11 protein-coding genes are annotated in these 13,776 nt (G+C 74.0%); 8 read left to right on the top strand and 3 right to left on the bottom strand.

The window, feature by feature from the left end; genetic code table 11:
• Positions 1 to 73 precede the first annotated feature (73 nt).
• Together V6U89_RS19985 and V6U89_RS19980 are read left to right on the top strand one after the other, a co-directional pair.
• Positions 74 to 814, top strand: coding sequence for a response regulator transcription factor (locus tag V6U89_RS19985; protein WP_088964681.1), 741 nt, complete (start codon positions 74 to 76; stop codon positions 812 to 814).
• Positions 792 to 2,291 carry a sensor histidine kinase gene (locus V6U89_RS19980; protein WP_334572851.1) on the top strand — a complete coding sequence of 500 codons (1,500 nt, stop codon included), beginning with the start codon at positions 792 to 794 and terminating at the stop codon, positions 2,289 to 2,291. The genes V6U89_RS19985 and V6U89_RS19980 overlap by 23 nt, the downstream gene beginning before the upstream one ends.
• Before the next feature lie 111 nt (positions 2,292 to 2,402).
• Here the strand turns inward: V6U89_RS19980 and V6U89_RS19975 are convergent, their stop codons facing one another.
• Complete coding sequence (locus V6U89_RS19975) at positions 2,403 to 3,254, bottom strand: arginase family protein (RefSeq protein ID WP_334572850.1); 852 nt, start codon at positions 3,252 to 3,254, stop codon at positions 2,403 to 2,405.
• 37 nt (positions 3,255 to 3,291) lie between these two features.
• On the opposite strand from V6U89_RS19975, the gene V6U89_RS19970 reads away from it, so the two are divergent.
• A complete protein-coding gene (locus tag V6U89_RS19970) occupies positions 3,292 to 3,972 on the top strand; it encodes a helix-turn-helix transcriptional regulator (protein ID WP_334572849.1) in 681 nt (226 codons plus the stop codon).
• 136 nt (positions 3,973 to 4,108) lie between these two features.
• On the opposite strand, the gene V6U89_RS19965 is transcribed toward V6U89_RS19970, so the two are convergent.
• Entirely contained in the window at positions 4,109 to 4,504 is a 396-nt protein-coding gene (locus tag V6U89_RS19965) for a VOC family protein (RefSeq protein ID WP_334572848.1), read from the bottom strand.
• 195 nt (positions 4,505 to 4,699) lie between these two features.
• Here V6U89_RS19965 and V6U89_RS19960 point away from each other — a divergent pair, with 195 nt between their 5' ends.
• The 4 genes from V6U89_RS19960 to V6U89_RS19945 all read left to right on the top strand — a co-directional run bounded on the left by V6U89_RS19960 (position 4,700) and on the right by V6U89_RS19945 (position 9,800).
• Positions 4,700 to 4,849, top strand: coding sequence for a hypothetical protein (locus tag V6U89_RS19960; protein ID WP_334572846.1), 150 nt, complete (start codon positions 4,700 to 4,702; stop codon positions 4,847 to 4,849).
• Positions 4,850 to 4,865: 16 nt separating this feature from the next.
• Positions 4,866 to 6,278 (top strand): class I SAM-dependent methyltransferase, encoded by a 1,413-nt coding sequence (locus V6U89_RS19955; RefSeq protein WP_334572845.1) that lies wholly within the window; start codon positions 4,866 to 4,868, stop codon positions 6,276 to 6,278.
• Positions 6,271 to 8,328, top strand: a complete 2,058-nt coding sequence (locus tag V6U89_RS19950; RefSeq protein WP_334572844.1) for a sulfatase-like hydrolase/transferase — start codon at positions 6,271 to 6,273, stop codon at positions 8,326 to 8,328. The genes V6U89_RS19955 and V6U89_RS19950 overlap by 8 nt, the downstream gene beginning before the upstream one ends.
• Positions 8,329 to 8,516: 188 nt before the next feature.
• Positions 8,517 to 9,800 carry a citrate synthase gene (locus V6U89_RS19945; RefSeq protein ID WP_334572843.1) on the top strand — a complete coding sequence of 428 codons (1,284 nt, stop codon included), beginning with the start codon at positions 8,517 to 8,519 and terminating at the stop codon, positions 9,798 to 9,800.
• Between the two features lie 130 nt (positions 9,801 to 9,930).
• Here the strand turns inward: V6U89_RS19945 and V6U89_RS19940 are convergent, their stop codons facing one another.
• Complete coding sequence (locus V6U89_RS19940) at positions 9,931 to 11,337, bottom strand: glycosyltransferase family 4 protein (RefSeq protein WP_334572842.1); 1,407 nt, start codon at positions 11,335 to 11,337, stop codon at positions 9,931 to 9,933.
• A 319-nt stretch (positions 11,338 to 11,656) separates the two neighbouring features.
• Between V6U89_RS19940 and glgX the strand changes: the two genes are divergently transcribed.
• Complete coding sequence (gene glgX, locus V6U89_RS19935) at positions 11,657 to 13,774, top strand: glycogen debranching protein GlgX (protein ID WP_334572841.1); 2,118 nt, start codon at positions 11,657 to 11,659, stop codon at positions 13,772 to 13,774.
• Positions 13,775 to 13,776: the final 2 nt, after the last annotated feature.

The raw sequence follows: 13,776 nt of genomic DNA, 5'->3' as shown, positions 1-13,776 counted from the left end.
CGGCGCGCACAGCCCGCGCACAGGATGCGCACAGGACCGCGCCAGGCACGGCGCCCACGATGGGGGCATGGTGATGGACGGGCAGGCAGCGCAGCAGCGGATCGAACTCCGTCGGCCCGACGGCGAGCCGGTCCGGGTCCTGGTGGTCGACGACGAGCCGACCCTGACCGACCTGCTGTCGATGGCGCTGCGCTACGAGGGCTGGCAGGTGCGCAGCGCCGGCAACGGGATGGCCGCGCTGAGCACCGCCCGGCAGTTCCAGCCGGACGCCGTGGTCCTCGACGTGATGCTGCCCGACCTGGACGGCTTCCAGGTGCTGCGCCGGCTGCGCGAGCAGACCCCGACCGTGCCGGTGCTCTTCCTGACCGCCCGCGACGCCGTCGAGGAGCGGATCGCCGGGCTGACCGTCGGCGGCGACGACTACGTCACCAAGCCGTTCAGCCTGGAGGAGGTCATCGCCCGGCTGCGCGCGCTGCTGCGCCGCTCCGGCTTCGCCGTGGCCGCCCGCGAGGACGCCGTGCTCACCGTCGGCGACCTCAGCCTCGACGAGGACAGCCACGAGGTGCGCCGGGGCGGCGAGCTGATCACCCTGACCGCCACCGAGTTCGAGCTGCTGCGCTACCTGATGCGCAACCCGCGGCGGGTGCTGAGCAAGGCGCAGATCCTGGACCGGGTCTGGAATTACGACTTCGGCGGGCAGGCCAACGTCGTGGAGCTGTACATCTCGTACCTGCGGAAGAAGATCGACGCCGGTCGGGCACCGATGATCCACACGCTGCGCGGCGCGGGGTATGTCCTCAAGCCCGCGGAGTGACCCCGGCGGCCGGCTGCGCTCCTGGCTGGCCGGGCGATCCCTGCGGACCCGCCTGGTCGCCGCGGTGGTGGCGCTGCTCGCCCTGGTCAGCATCGCCATCGGCGGCCTCACCACGGTGGCGCTGCGGCACTTCCTGATCGTCCAGCTCGACAACCAGCTCACCGCCGACGACCGCCGGCAGCAGGAACTCCCGCCCTGGTACCGGCAGTTCGCCGAGCGGCAGCGGGCGAACGACCAGCGGGCGCCCGAGCCGCCGCCCGGCTTCCCACCCGACTCGATCGCGGCGAGGGTCGTCGACGGTGCTGTCGCGACCGCGCGGATTCGCAGCAGCTCCGGGCCGACGGAGGCCCTGCCGGCCGCCGACGTGTCGGCACTGACCCGGATCCCGACCGACGGGCGGCCGCGCAGCGTCGACCTGGGCGGGCTGGGCGACTACCGGGCGGTGGCCCGGCGGGCGCCCGACGGCGTGCTGGTCTTCGCCATTCCGCTCGCCGGGGTGCAGGAGACCGTCTGGTGGATGATCGCCGCCCAGGCGGGCGTCGCCGCCGCCGGCCTGCTGGTCGCGGGTGCCCTGGGCGCGCTGATCGTGCGGGCCACGCTGCGCCCGCTGACCCGGGTCGCCGCCACCGCCGCCCGGGTCACCGAGCTGCCGCTGGACCGCGGCGAGGTGGCCCTGTCCGTGCGGGTGCCCGAGAGCGACACCGACCCGCGTACCGAGGTCGGGCAGGTGGGGGCGGCGCTGAACCGGATGCTGGGGCACGTCGCCGCCGCGCTCGCCGCGCGGCAGGCCAGTGAGACCCGGGTCCGCCAGTTCGTCGCCGACGCCAGCCACGAGCTGCGGACGCCGCTGGCCGCGATCCGCGGCTACGCCGAGGTGGCCCGGCGCGGGCGGGACCGGGTGCCGCCGGACGTGGCGCACGCGCTGCGTCGGGTGGAGTCGGCCAGCACCCGGATGACCAGCCTCGTCGACGACCTGCTGCTGCTGGCCCGGCTGGACTCCGGCCGGCCGCTGGCGGCGGAGCCGGTCGACCTGACCGCGCTGATCGTCGACGCGGTCAGCGACGCGCACGCCGCCGGACCGGAGCACCGCTGGCAGCTCGACCTGCCCGAGGAGGTGCTCGACGTGCCGGGTGACGCCGCCCGGCTGCACCAGGTGGTGGCGAACCTGCTGGCCAACGCCCGGGTGCACACCCCGCCGGGCACCACGGTGACCACCCGTCTGGCCCGCACCCCCGGCGGCGTGCAGATCAGCGTCGCCGACGACGGGCCCGGCATCCCGCCCGAGTTGCAGGGCGAGGCCTTCGAACGGTTCGCCCGCGGCGACAGCTCCCGGTCCCGGGAGCACGGCAGCACCGGCCTCGGCCTGGCGATCGTGGCGGCGGTGGTGGAGGCGCACCACGGGTCCGTCGAGGTCGAGAGCCGGCCGGGTCACACCGTCTTCCGGGTGCTGCTGCCGGCTACCACAGCCGACGCATGAGCACGGCCACGGGGGCGGGCCAACCGGCCTCGCCAGGCTTGCCGGCATGGACAGAACCGAGACCCTGCTGAGCGCCGGAATCCGTACCCTGGGCGGCGGAACCCCCGCGGGTCAGGGGCTGAGGGCGGCGGCGAGGACCTCGACGAGGCGGCGCGCGTGCCGCCCGGCGGGGTCCCCGTCGGCGTCGAGGTCGGCGACGCTCATCCCGAGCAGGCGTCTGGAGCGCACCAGCGGCGTGAGCAGCGCGAGCAGGTCGTCCCAGTCGAGGCCGTCGGGCTCGGGGTAGGTGACGGCGGGCAGGACCGCCGGGTCGAGCACGTCGAGGTCGAGGTGCAACCAGGTCGGCCCGGTGGCCTCGGCGGCCAGTGCGCGGCCGACCGCCGCAGCTCCCCGCTGCCGTAGCTCGCGTGCCGGGAGCTGCGGGATCCGCGGGTCCACCCGGTCGGCCTCCCGGCGGGCCTCCTCGTCGCGGGCCGGGCGGTGGCCGATCAGCCGGACCTGTGCCGGCTCCACCAGCGGCGTCGCCCGGTCGAAGAGGTCCGGGCCGTGGCCGGTGAGGACGGACAGCTCCATGTCCGCGCCCTCCCCGGTGGTCGAGCCGAACCCGTCCTGGAAGTCCGGGTGACCGTCCAGGAACCACAGCCCGCTGCCGGGCGGCAGGGCGAGGAAGACGCCGAGCAGGATGGTGCAGTCCCCGCCCAGGACCAGCGGGCGCCGCCCGGCGGCGCGGACCGCCGCCACCTGCGCGGCGATCGCCCGACTGGCCCGGCGGACCTGCTCCGCCCCGATCAGCCCGGTCGCCGGGTCCCGCGTGGCGTCGTCGATCCGGGCGTCGACCGCTCCGCCGTCGTCGGCGTCCAGCGCGGCCAGCAGGCCGGCGGCCCGCAGCGCGCCGGGGCCGCGCTCCTCACCCCGGCTCAGGCCGGAGGAGTCCAGCGCCGCGTCCAGCACCGTCCATCGCACAGGCGCAGGTTAGCCCCGACGTGGCAGGCTGGGCGGGATGTACCGGGAACGTCGGGCGGCTCTGCGGGGCGCCGTGCTGTGGGCCGCCGTCAGCGAGGGCGCGGCCACCCGGGTGCTGCCGGACGGCTGTCTCGACCTGCTCTGGTCCAGCCGGTCCGGGCTGCTGGTGGCCGGGCCGGACCGCACCGCCCACCTGAGCGTCGCGGCGCCGGGGGAGCGGTGGCTGGGGCTGCGGCTGCCGCCGGGCACCGGCCCCGCGGTCTTCGGCGTCCCGGCCGACGAGCTGCGGGACCGTCGGGTGCCGCTCGACGCGCTCTGGGGCCGCGCGGCGACCGAGGTCGCCGAGCGGCTGGGGGACCGGCCGACCGGGGCCGCGCTGGAGGCGGTCGCCGCCGCCCGGCTGGCCGCCGCCGGCGGTCCCGACCCGCTCGGCGCCCGGGTCGCCGCCCTGCTCGCCACCGGCGCCACCGTCACCGCGGCCGCCGCCGAGGTCGGCCTCGGCCCGCGCGTTCTGCACCGGCGCAGCCAGGCCCTCTTCGGGTACGGCCCGAAGACCCTCGCCCGCATCCTGCGGATGCGTCGCGCCCTCGCGCTGGCCCGCACCGGCGTCGGGCTGGCCGAGGTGGCCGCGCGCAGCGGGTACGCCGACCAGGCGCACCTCACCCGCGACGTGCGCGAGCTGGCCGGCGTCCCCCCGACGACCCTGCTGCGCAGCTGACCCGCGTGCGGTCGTCTGGTGCGGTGCGCGCGCCGGCTGACCCGGCGGCGATGGCGGGTGACTCTGCGCCGGGACCGGTCCCCGGCAGGAACCGCGCGTCGCGCGGTGCCGGGACCGGTCCCCCAGGCGGGGACGGTCAGCCGGGCAGCGGGGCGTACAGGTCGACGCCGTTGCCGTCCGGGTCGTGCAGCACCGCGTACCGCTGGCCCCAGAAGGCGTCCCAGGGCGGCAGTTCGCCGTGGAAGCCGGCGCCGGTCAGCTCCGTCCAGTTGCGGTCCACCTCGGGCGGGTCGGCGCAGCGGAAGGCCAGGCTGACCCGGGGGCTGCCGGTCGGCGGCGTCCACCCCGGGTGGAAGGTGCGGACCATCGTCACCGCGTCCCAGGCCAGCCGCAGGCCCCCGGGGAGGGTGACCTCCACGTGGTCCTCCGCGTCGGCCTCGGGCGGGATGGCCAGTCCCAGCCGCCGGTAGAAGTCGAGACTGCGGGCCATGTCGGCGACGGCCATGCCGACCAGATCCAGGTGAAGTGCCATGGCGACACGCTAGGCCCGCAGCGGGGTCGGGGTCTTGAACGGAACGGACGGGTCGCAGTGGTCGGTGTGGGCCGCATGACCGCCCTTGGCGGCGTACCGTGACCAAGGAACAAGTCCGGCCTTATGGGTGGAAAAGCCGCACCTCGGCGTGCCCGCAGCGCCGGCCCACACGAGGGCGAGGGAAGGGAGCGGTCGGTGATTCACCTGGCCTACCTGGACGCGGGGTCCGGCAGCCTGATCGTGCAGGCGGTGGTCGGCGGGGTCGCGGGGGCGGCCGTCGCCGCCAAGCTCTACTGGCGCCGGCTGGTCGACCGGTTCCGCCGGCAGCCCAGCGACCGCGGCTGAGCAGGGTCCACCCCCGATGGCGGTCCCCGACACCGGGATCCGGGTCGAGCCCGGCTCCTTCCGCGACCCGGCCAACCGGGTCTTCCACGCCGGCGACGAGGTGCTGCGTGGGATCGGCCCCGACGGCGCCCGCGACTGGCGGGCGCTCTCCGGCAGCGCCTTCTTCACCGAACTGCTCGCCGAGGGCAAGATCTGCGGCACCGAGCCGGTCGACGCGACGCGGTTACCGGGCTGGACCGCGGTGCTGCGGCACGAGCGGATCCCGTTCATCTCCCACCCGTACGAATGGTCGTTCGCGATGCTGCGCGACGCGGCGCTGCTGCACCTGGAGATCCTGCGCCGGGCGCTGTCCGCCGGGTTCACCACCAAGGACGGGTCGGCCTACAACCTCCAGTGGCGCGGCGCCAGCCCCGTCTTCATCGACGTGGGCTCCTTCGCGCCGTTGGCCGAGGGCGAGCCGTGGGCCGGCTACCGGCAGTTCTGCCAGACCATGCTCTATCCGCTGCTGCTCCAGGCTCACCTCGGCCTGGACTTCCAGCCCTGGTTGCGGGCCCGCGTCGACGGCATCGAGCCGGACCAGATGCGCCGGCTGTTCCGGGGCGCCCGCCGGCTGCTGCCCGGCGTGCCGACCCACGTGCACCTGCACGGCGCCATGCAGGGCCGCAACGCCCGGGCCAGCACCACCGATGTCCGGGCCCAGCTCAAGGCCGCCGGCTACTCCCGCGACCTGGCCCTGGCCACCGTACGCGGCATCGACCGGCTGATCCGCCGCCTGGACCGGCGCCGCGAGGGCAGCCACTGGGTCGACTACCAGCGCACCTGCGGCTACACGGTGCGGGACCGGGAGGAGAAGGAGCGCTTCGTCGAGGCGGCGGTGGCCGCCGCTCCGGCCGGGCTGGTGCTCGACCTCGGCGCCAACGACGGCCGGTACGCCCGGATCGCCGCCCGGCACGCCGCGTACGTGGTCGCCGTCGAGCAGGACCCAGCCGTGGTGGACTCCCTCTACCGGGCCCTGCGCGCCGAGGGTGAACACCGGATCCTGCCGCTGGTGATGGACCTGGCCGACCCCTCGCCCGGAGGCGGCTGGCGGGGCGTGGAGCGGGCCGCCTTCGGCGACCGGGCCCGGGCCGACGTGGTGCTCGCCCTGGCCGTCGCGCACCACCTGGCCATCGGCTGCAACGTGCCGCTGCCCGAGGTGCTCGACCAGCTCGTCGCATACGCCCGGCCCGGCGGCCGGCTGGTGGTCGAGTTCGTCCATCCCGAAGACCCGATGGCCCGCCGGCTGCTGGCCAACAAGCCGGACGGGATCTTCCCCGACTACCGGCGTGACGAGTTCGAGCGGCTGCTGGCGGCGCGCTGTCGGGTCGAGCGGCAGCGGGAACTGCCCTGCGGCACCCGCACGCTCTACCAGGCGGTGGTGGGTGGCTGACCCGGTCCTCGCGCCGCCGGCCGACCGGCGTGACCCGGGTCCGCCACCCGCGTCCACCCCGGCGACCGTTGGCCGGTGGCGTGCCGAGCTGGGCCGGCTGCTGGAGGTGGTGGCCCTGCTCGGCCTGGTGGTCACCCAGCCCCTGCTCGACGTGCTCGGGCGCAGCCCCGACTTCTTCCTGTTCCACCGCGCCGCCCCGCGCGACGTGCTGCTGCTGGTGGCGCTGATCGCGGTGCTGCCCACGCTCCCCGTCGCCCTGCTCGGGCTGGCCACCGGGCTGGCCGGCGGGCGGGTCCGGCGGGGCGCGCACCTCGCGATCGTCGGGCTGCTGCTGGCCGCGCTCGGGGTGCAGGTGGGCCGGCTGGGCACGCCGCTGCGGGGCGTACCGCTGCTGCTCGCCGCCGTGCTGCTCGGCGCCGCCACCGCGGCGGCGTACGCCCGGTGGGGCGGGTTGGGGCGGGTGCTGCGGGTCGCCGCGATCGGGCCGCCGGTCTTCGTCGCGCTCTTCCTCTTCGCCTCGCCCGCCTCGGCGGTCGTGCTGCCCCGGGCGCACGGCGGCGCGGCGGGGGTGGTCGGGCCGGGGGAGCACCCGCCGGTGGTCATGATCGTCCTCGACGAGCTGCCGCTGGTCTCCCTGCTCGGACCGGACGGCACAATCGACGCCGCCAGCTACCCGCACTTCGCCGAGCTGGCCGCCGGGTCGACGTGGTACCGCAACGCCACCGGGGTCAGCGGCTGGACACCGTACGCGTTGCCGGCGATGCTGACCGGCCGTTACCCGGCGCAGCCGCTCGCCCCGCACTACTCGCAGTACCCGGACAACCTGTTCACCGCCCTCGGCGGCCTGTACGACGTCCGCGCCCAGGAGAGCATCACCCGGCTCTGCCCGCCCAGCCGCTGCGACCAGCCGGCCACCCCGGAGCAGGGGCTCGGCGTGCTGGTCCGGGAGAGCGGCAAGCTGCTGCGGCAGATCGCCGCGCCGGTGGACAGCCGGATCGACCCGGAGGAGTCGTACCGGGAGCGGACCCGCGCCGAGGCCGGCGTGGACGCCGCCGAGCCGGTTCCGGCCGACCCGAGGTTCCGCTTCGACAACCTGGACGACAACCAGCCGGCCCGGTTCACCAGCTTCCTGGCCGGCCTGCGCCCGTCGTCCCGGCCCACGCTGCACTTCCTGCACCTGCTGATGCCCCACGCGCCCTGGACGTTCCTGCCCTCCGGGGCGCGCTACGCCGCCCCCGAGGACCTGCCCAACGACGGCGCCGGCTGGGTCGAGCTGGCCCGGGCCCGGCACCTGGCCCAGCTGCGCTACACCGACCGGCTGGTCGGCGAGACCCTGCGTACGCTGCGCGCCTCCGGCCTGTGGGACAAGGCGCTGATCCTGCTCACCGCCGACCACGGGGTGAGCTTCACCCGGGACTGGCAGGGGCGGGGGCTGGACGCGATCGACCACGCGGCCGGCGAGGTGGCCTGGGTGCCGATGTTCGTCCGGACCCCCGGGCAGCGCGCCGGCCGGGTCGACGACCGCAACTGGGAGCACGTCGACCTGCTGCCCACCATCGCCGACGCGGCGCACGTCCGGATCCCCTGGCGGGTCGACGGGCGCTCCGTCCGCCAGGGGCCGCGGCAGAGCGCCGAGAAGCACTTCTACGACCGGCCGGGCCAGCCGCTGACCCTGCGCGGCGGGGTGCCCGCCCGGCCCTCGGACCCGGCGCCGCACCCGCTGCTCGGCACCCTGGTCGGCGACCGGCCGACCGGCGGGACGGCCACCGTGGCGAACCGGGCGGCGTTCGACCACGTCGACCCGGCTGCCGGCGAGCTGCCGGCGCTGGTCTGGGGGACCGTGCCCCGGGAGGTGCCCGACGGCACGCTGCTCGCGGTGGCGGTCAACGGCCGCGTCGGCGCGGTCGTGCCGGTGGTGCCCCGGGACAAGGGGGGACGTCGCTTCGCCGCCCTGCTCTCCGACGACCACCTGTACCGCGCCGGGACCAACCGGCTCGACCTCTACCGGGTCGGGGCCGACGGCGACCTGCGCCGGCTCACCCTGTCGTAGAACCTTCGTCCCCCGGCGTCCGTCATCGTCGGGGTCACCCGCGCTCACCAGGGTTTCCCAGCCGTCGGGCCGGGAATCGGGTGACGCATACCTCACCACCGAACCACGGCGGGCGGTACCTCGGGGACCGTGATTACGGTAAAAGCGAAGGCAATTCAACGAAGATTCGCCGGCGAAGCGAGGAACCAATGACGGAAGTCAAGCTCGATCACCCCGGTGGGCAGCTTTCGATGCCGGTGCAGGCCGCGGTCGAAGGCCCCGCGGGCATCGGGGTGGCCAAGCTGCTGAAGGAAACCGGGATGACCACCTACGATCCTGGTTTCGTCAACACCGCGTCCTGTTCGTCCGCGATCACCTACATCGACGGCGACGCCGGCATCCTGCGCTACCGCGGGTACCCGATCGAGCAGCTGGCCGAGAAGTCCTCCTTCCTGGAGGTCTCCTACCTGCTGATCTACGGCGAGCTGCCCACCCAGCAGCAGCTCACCGAGTTCAGCGACCGGATCCGGCGGCACTCGCTGCTGCACGAGGAGATGCGTCGGTTCTTCGACGGCTTCCCGCGCGACGCGCACCCGATGGCCGTGCTCTCCTCGGCCGTCAGCGCGATTTCGACCTTCTACCAGGACAGCCTGGACCCGTTCGACGCCGAGCACGTGGAGATGTCCACGATCCGGCTGATGGCGAAGGTCCCCACCATCGCCTCGTACGCGTACAAGAAGTCCATCGGTCAGCCGCTGCTGTACCCGGACAACTCGCTGGGCTACGTGGAGAACTTCCTGCGGATGACCTTCGGCGTGCCGGCGGAGCCGTACGAGGTCGACCCGGTGGTGGCCCGCGTGCTGGACATGCTCTTCGTGCTGCACGCCGACCACGAGCAGAACTGCTCGACCTCCACGGTGCGGCTGGTCGGCTCCAGCAACGCCAACCTCTTCGCCTCGGTCTCGGCCGGCGTCAACGCCCTGTTCGGCCCGCTGCACGGCGGCGCCAACCAGGCCGTGCTGGAGATGCTGGAGAAGATCAAGGCCGACGGCGGTGACGTCCGCTCCTTCGTCCGCAAGGTCAAGGACAAGCAGGACGGCGTGAAGCTGATGGGCTTCGGCCACCGGGTCTACAAGAACTACGACCCGCGCGCCGCCATCGTGAAGAAGGCCGCCCAGGACGTGCTCGGCCGGATGGCCAAGCCGGACCCGATGCTCGACATCGCGGTGGAGCTGGAGGAGATCGCCCTCGCCGATGACTTCTTCGTCACCCGCAAGCTCTACCCGAACGTGGACTTCTACACCGGCCTGATCTACAAGGCCATGGGCTTCCCGACCAAGATGTTCACGGTGCTCTTCGCGCTGGGCCGGCTGCCCGGCTGGATCGCCCAGTGGCGCGAGATGATCAACGACCCGGAGACCAAGATCGGCCGGCCGCGGCAGATCTACACCGGTTCCCCGGAGCGGGACTACACCGCGATCGCCGAGCGCTGAACCACCCGTACCACGAAGGCCGCCGACCCCCTGCGGGTCGGCGGCCTTCGCCGTGCTCGGGGAGCGCGGCCGGGGGCACGACGAGGGCCGCCGGCCCCGCGCGGGGGCGACGGCCCGGTCCGGGTACGGCTCAGCGCAGGCCGGCGGCGACCAGCAGGTTCCCTTCCGGGGTCGGCGCGGACACCCGACCCAGCGTCATCCGCAGCTGGGCGCGCTCGGTGGTGAACGCCGCGTCCCCGCCGATCGCGGTGGCGTACGCGGTCGCGGTCCGCTGCGCGATCGCCGACCAGCCGTACTGCTCGTGGACCATGGCGCGAGCCCGGCGGGCCAGCAGCTGGGCCCGCTCGCGGTCGGAGAGCAGGGCGTCGACGGCCTCGGTCAGCCCGTCCGGGTCCTGCGGGGCGAAGGTCATCCCGGTGACGCCCGGCTCCACGATCTCGGCGAGCCCGCCGGTACGGGCGACCGCGAGGGGCGCGCCGGCCGCGGCGCCCTCCAGGGCCACCATGCCGAACGGCTCGTAGATGCTCGGCACCGCGAAGCAGTCCGAGGCGGCCATCACGGCCGGCAGGTCGGTGCCGCCGAGGAAGCCCGGCATGCTCACCGCGCCGGCCAGCCCGAGCCGGTGCACCTCGGCCTCCAGTGCGGCCTTGTACGGGCCGTCGCCGACGATCACCGCGCGCAGCCCGGGGTGCCGCTCGCGCAGCCGGGGCAGCCCGGCGAGCAGGTGCTGCACGCCCTTCTCGTAGACCAGCCGGCCGGCGAAGGTGACCAGCGGGCCGTCCCCGGCGAACCGGGCCCGGGCCGAGGCGACCGCGGCCACCGGCACCCGCCAGCGGTGCGGCTCGACGCCGTTGGGCACCACGTCCACCCGGCCGGCGGGCACCCCGAACAGCGCGCCCACCTCGTCGCGCATGTACCCCGAGCAGACGATCACGCGGCCGGACTCGCTGGCCAGCCAGTGCTCGACGCCGTGGATGGTGCGGTTCATCTCCTCCGGCAGCCAGCCCTGGTGCCGGCCGGCCTCGGTGGCGTGGATGGTGCTGACCAGCGGGACGTCCAGGTGCTCGCGCAGGGTCATCGCGGTGTGCGCGACGAGCCAGTCGTGAGCGTGGATCACGTCGTACGAGCCGGACTCGGTGGCGCGCAGCGCGGCCCGGGTCAGGGTGTGGTTGAAGGCCATCGTCCAGGCCAGCAGGGAGCCGGTGGCCAGCGGGAAGGTCACCGGGTCCTCGGCGGCCCGGACGATCCGCACGCCGTCGGCGTACTCCTCCAGGGGTGCGCCCTCGGCGTGCCGGGTGACGACGGTGACCTCGTGCCCGGCGGCGGCCAGGGCGACCGACAGCGCGTGCACGTGCCGGCCCAGGCCACCGACCAGCACCGGCGGGTACTCCCAGGAGAGCATCAGGATGCGGCGGGTGCGTGGGGCCACCCCGGGGCCGGTGCCCTGCGGCGGGATCTGCGGGCGGTGGGTGGGGGAGGGCCGGCAGGTCCGGTCCGGTGCGGTCACGGGCTGCTCGCCGACCCGCGGGGTGGTCACATCTATCTCCGTCCATGCACGAAGGGTCGCGCCGGCAACGGTGGCGGCGGAAAGAAGGTGGTGGGGTGGCCGAGGGCCGAGCGGAGGCGCCCGCGCGGGCGCGTCCGCATCAAGCAAAGGGCATGACGCGGTCCCGCGCACCTCGAAAAGGCCTATCGTGACGGAGGACACCCGAAGGTCTGTCTCGGCATCAGGTGGGTGGATATCGGGTGCCCGCCGAACGGGTGGATTGGGCGGCGGCGGCGTGGGGCATTAGCCGCGTGCGCACCCGGTGGCCCGCCCGCCTGGTGCGCTCATGATCATGGGCCGAAGGAGCGACATGCAGGTCTGGCCGGGCGAGCGTTACCCCCTCGGGGCGACCTACGACGGGATGGGCACCAACTTCGCGATCTTCTCCGAGGTCGCCGAGAAGGTCGAGCTCTGCCTCTTCGACGAGTGGGACACCGGCGCGGAGCGGCGGGTGGAGCTGCGCGAGGTGGACGCGTACGTCTGGCACGCGTACCTGCCCGGGGTGGAGCCGGGCCAGCGGTACGGCTACCGGGTGCACGGCCCGTACGACCCGGCCGGCGGAGCACGCTGCAACCCGCACAAGCTGCTGCTCGACCCGTACGCCAAGGCGGTCGACGGGGAGATCTCCTGGGACCCGGCGGTCTACGACTACGAACTGGGCGACCCGGACCGGATGTCGACCACCGACTCGGCGCCGTTCATGCCCAAGTCGGTGGTGGTGAACCCGTACTTCGACTGGGGCAACGACCGGCCGCCGCGCACCCCGTACCACCACTCGGTCATCTACGAGGCGCACGTGCGCGGGCTGACCATGCGCCACCCCGGCATCCCGGACGAGCTGCGCGGCACGTACGCGGCGATCGCCTCGCCCGTCATGATCGACTACTTCAAGCGGCTCGGCATCACCGCCGTCGAGCTGATGCCGGTGCACGAGTTCGTGCACGACCACCGCCTGGTCGACCTCGGGCTCCGCAACTACTGGGGCTACAACACCATCGGCTTCTTCGCCCCGCACCACGGATACTCCGCGCTCGGCCGGCTCGGCCAGCAGGTCCAGGAGTTCCGCGGCATGGTCAGGGCGCTGCACGCCGCCGGCATCGAGGTCATCCTCGACGTGGTCTACAACCACACCGCCGAGGGCAACCACCTCGGCCCGACGCTGAGCTTCAAGGGCGTCGACAACGCCAGCTACTACCGGCTCTCGGAAGAGGACCGCCGGTACTTCGTGGACTACACCGGCACCGGCAACAGCCTCAACGTCCGCAGCCCGCACTCGCTCCAGCTGATCATGGACTCGCTGCGCTACTGGGTGACCGAGATGCACGTCGACGGCTTCCGCTTCGACCTCGCCGCCACCCTGGCCCGCGAGTTCTACGAGGTCGACCGCCTCTCCACCTTCTTCGAGGTGGTCCAGCAGGACCCGGTGGTCAGCCAGGTCAAGCTGATCGCCGAGCCGTGGGACGTCGGCCCCGGCGGCTACCAGGTCGGCAACTTCCCGCCGCAGTGGACCGAGTGGAACGGCAAGTACCGGGACACCGTGCGGGACTTCTGGCGCGGCGAGCCGGCCACCCTCGCCGAGTTCGCCTCCCGCATCTCCGGCTCCGCCGACCTCTACCAGGACGACGGGCGGCGCCCCTTCCACAGCATCAACTTCGTCACCTGCCACGACGGGTTCACCCTCAACGACCTGGTCTCCTACAACGACAAGCACAACGAGGCCAACGGGGAGTCCAACCGCGACGGCGAGAGCCACAACCGGTCCTGGAACTGCGGCGTCGAAGGGGAGACCGACGACCCGGCGGTACTGGCCCTGCGCGCCCGGCAGCGGCGCAACTTCCTCGCCACCCTGGTCCTCTCCCAGGGCGTGCCGATGATCGGCCACGGCGACGAGCTGGGCCGCACCCAGCGCGGCAACAACAACGCCTACTGCCAGGACAGCGAACTCGCCTGGATCGACTGGGAGCACGCCGACGACGAGCTGCTGTCCTTCGTGCAGCGGCTCACCGACTTCCGGGCCCGGCACCAGGTGTTCCGCCGCCGGCGGTTCTTCACCGGCCTGCCGGTCGGCGGGCGCGCCGCCGGCTCGGGCCTGCCCGACCTGGCCTGGTACACCCCGGACGGCCAGGAGATGACCGGCGAGGACTGGGGCAACGACTTCGGCCGCTCGGTGGCGCTCTTCGTCAACGGCGACGGCATCCGCGAGCGCGGCCAGTACGGCCAGCGCCACCAGGACAGCTCCTTCCTGCTCTGCTTCAACGCCCACGACGCCCCGCTGGACTTCACGCTGCCGGGGGAGGAGTTCGGGCAGCGGTGGGAGTTGGTGATCAGCACCGCGGAACCGGAACCGGAGAAGACCACGATGATCGAGGCGGGCGGCGCGATCTGCGTGCCGGACCGCTCCCTGGTGGTCCTGGAGAGGACGGTCTGACC

This window comes from Micromonospora sp. CPCC 206171 (assembly GCF_036906755.1).
Lineage (GTDB): Bacteria > Actinomycetota > Actinomycetes > Mycobacteriales > Micromonosporaceae > Micromonospora > Micromonospora purpureochromogenes.
This window is presented reverse-complemented; position numbering and strand designations above follow the sequence as displayed.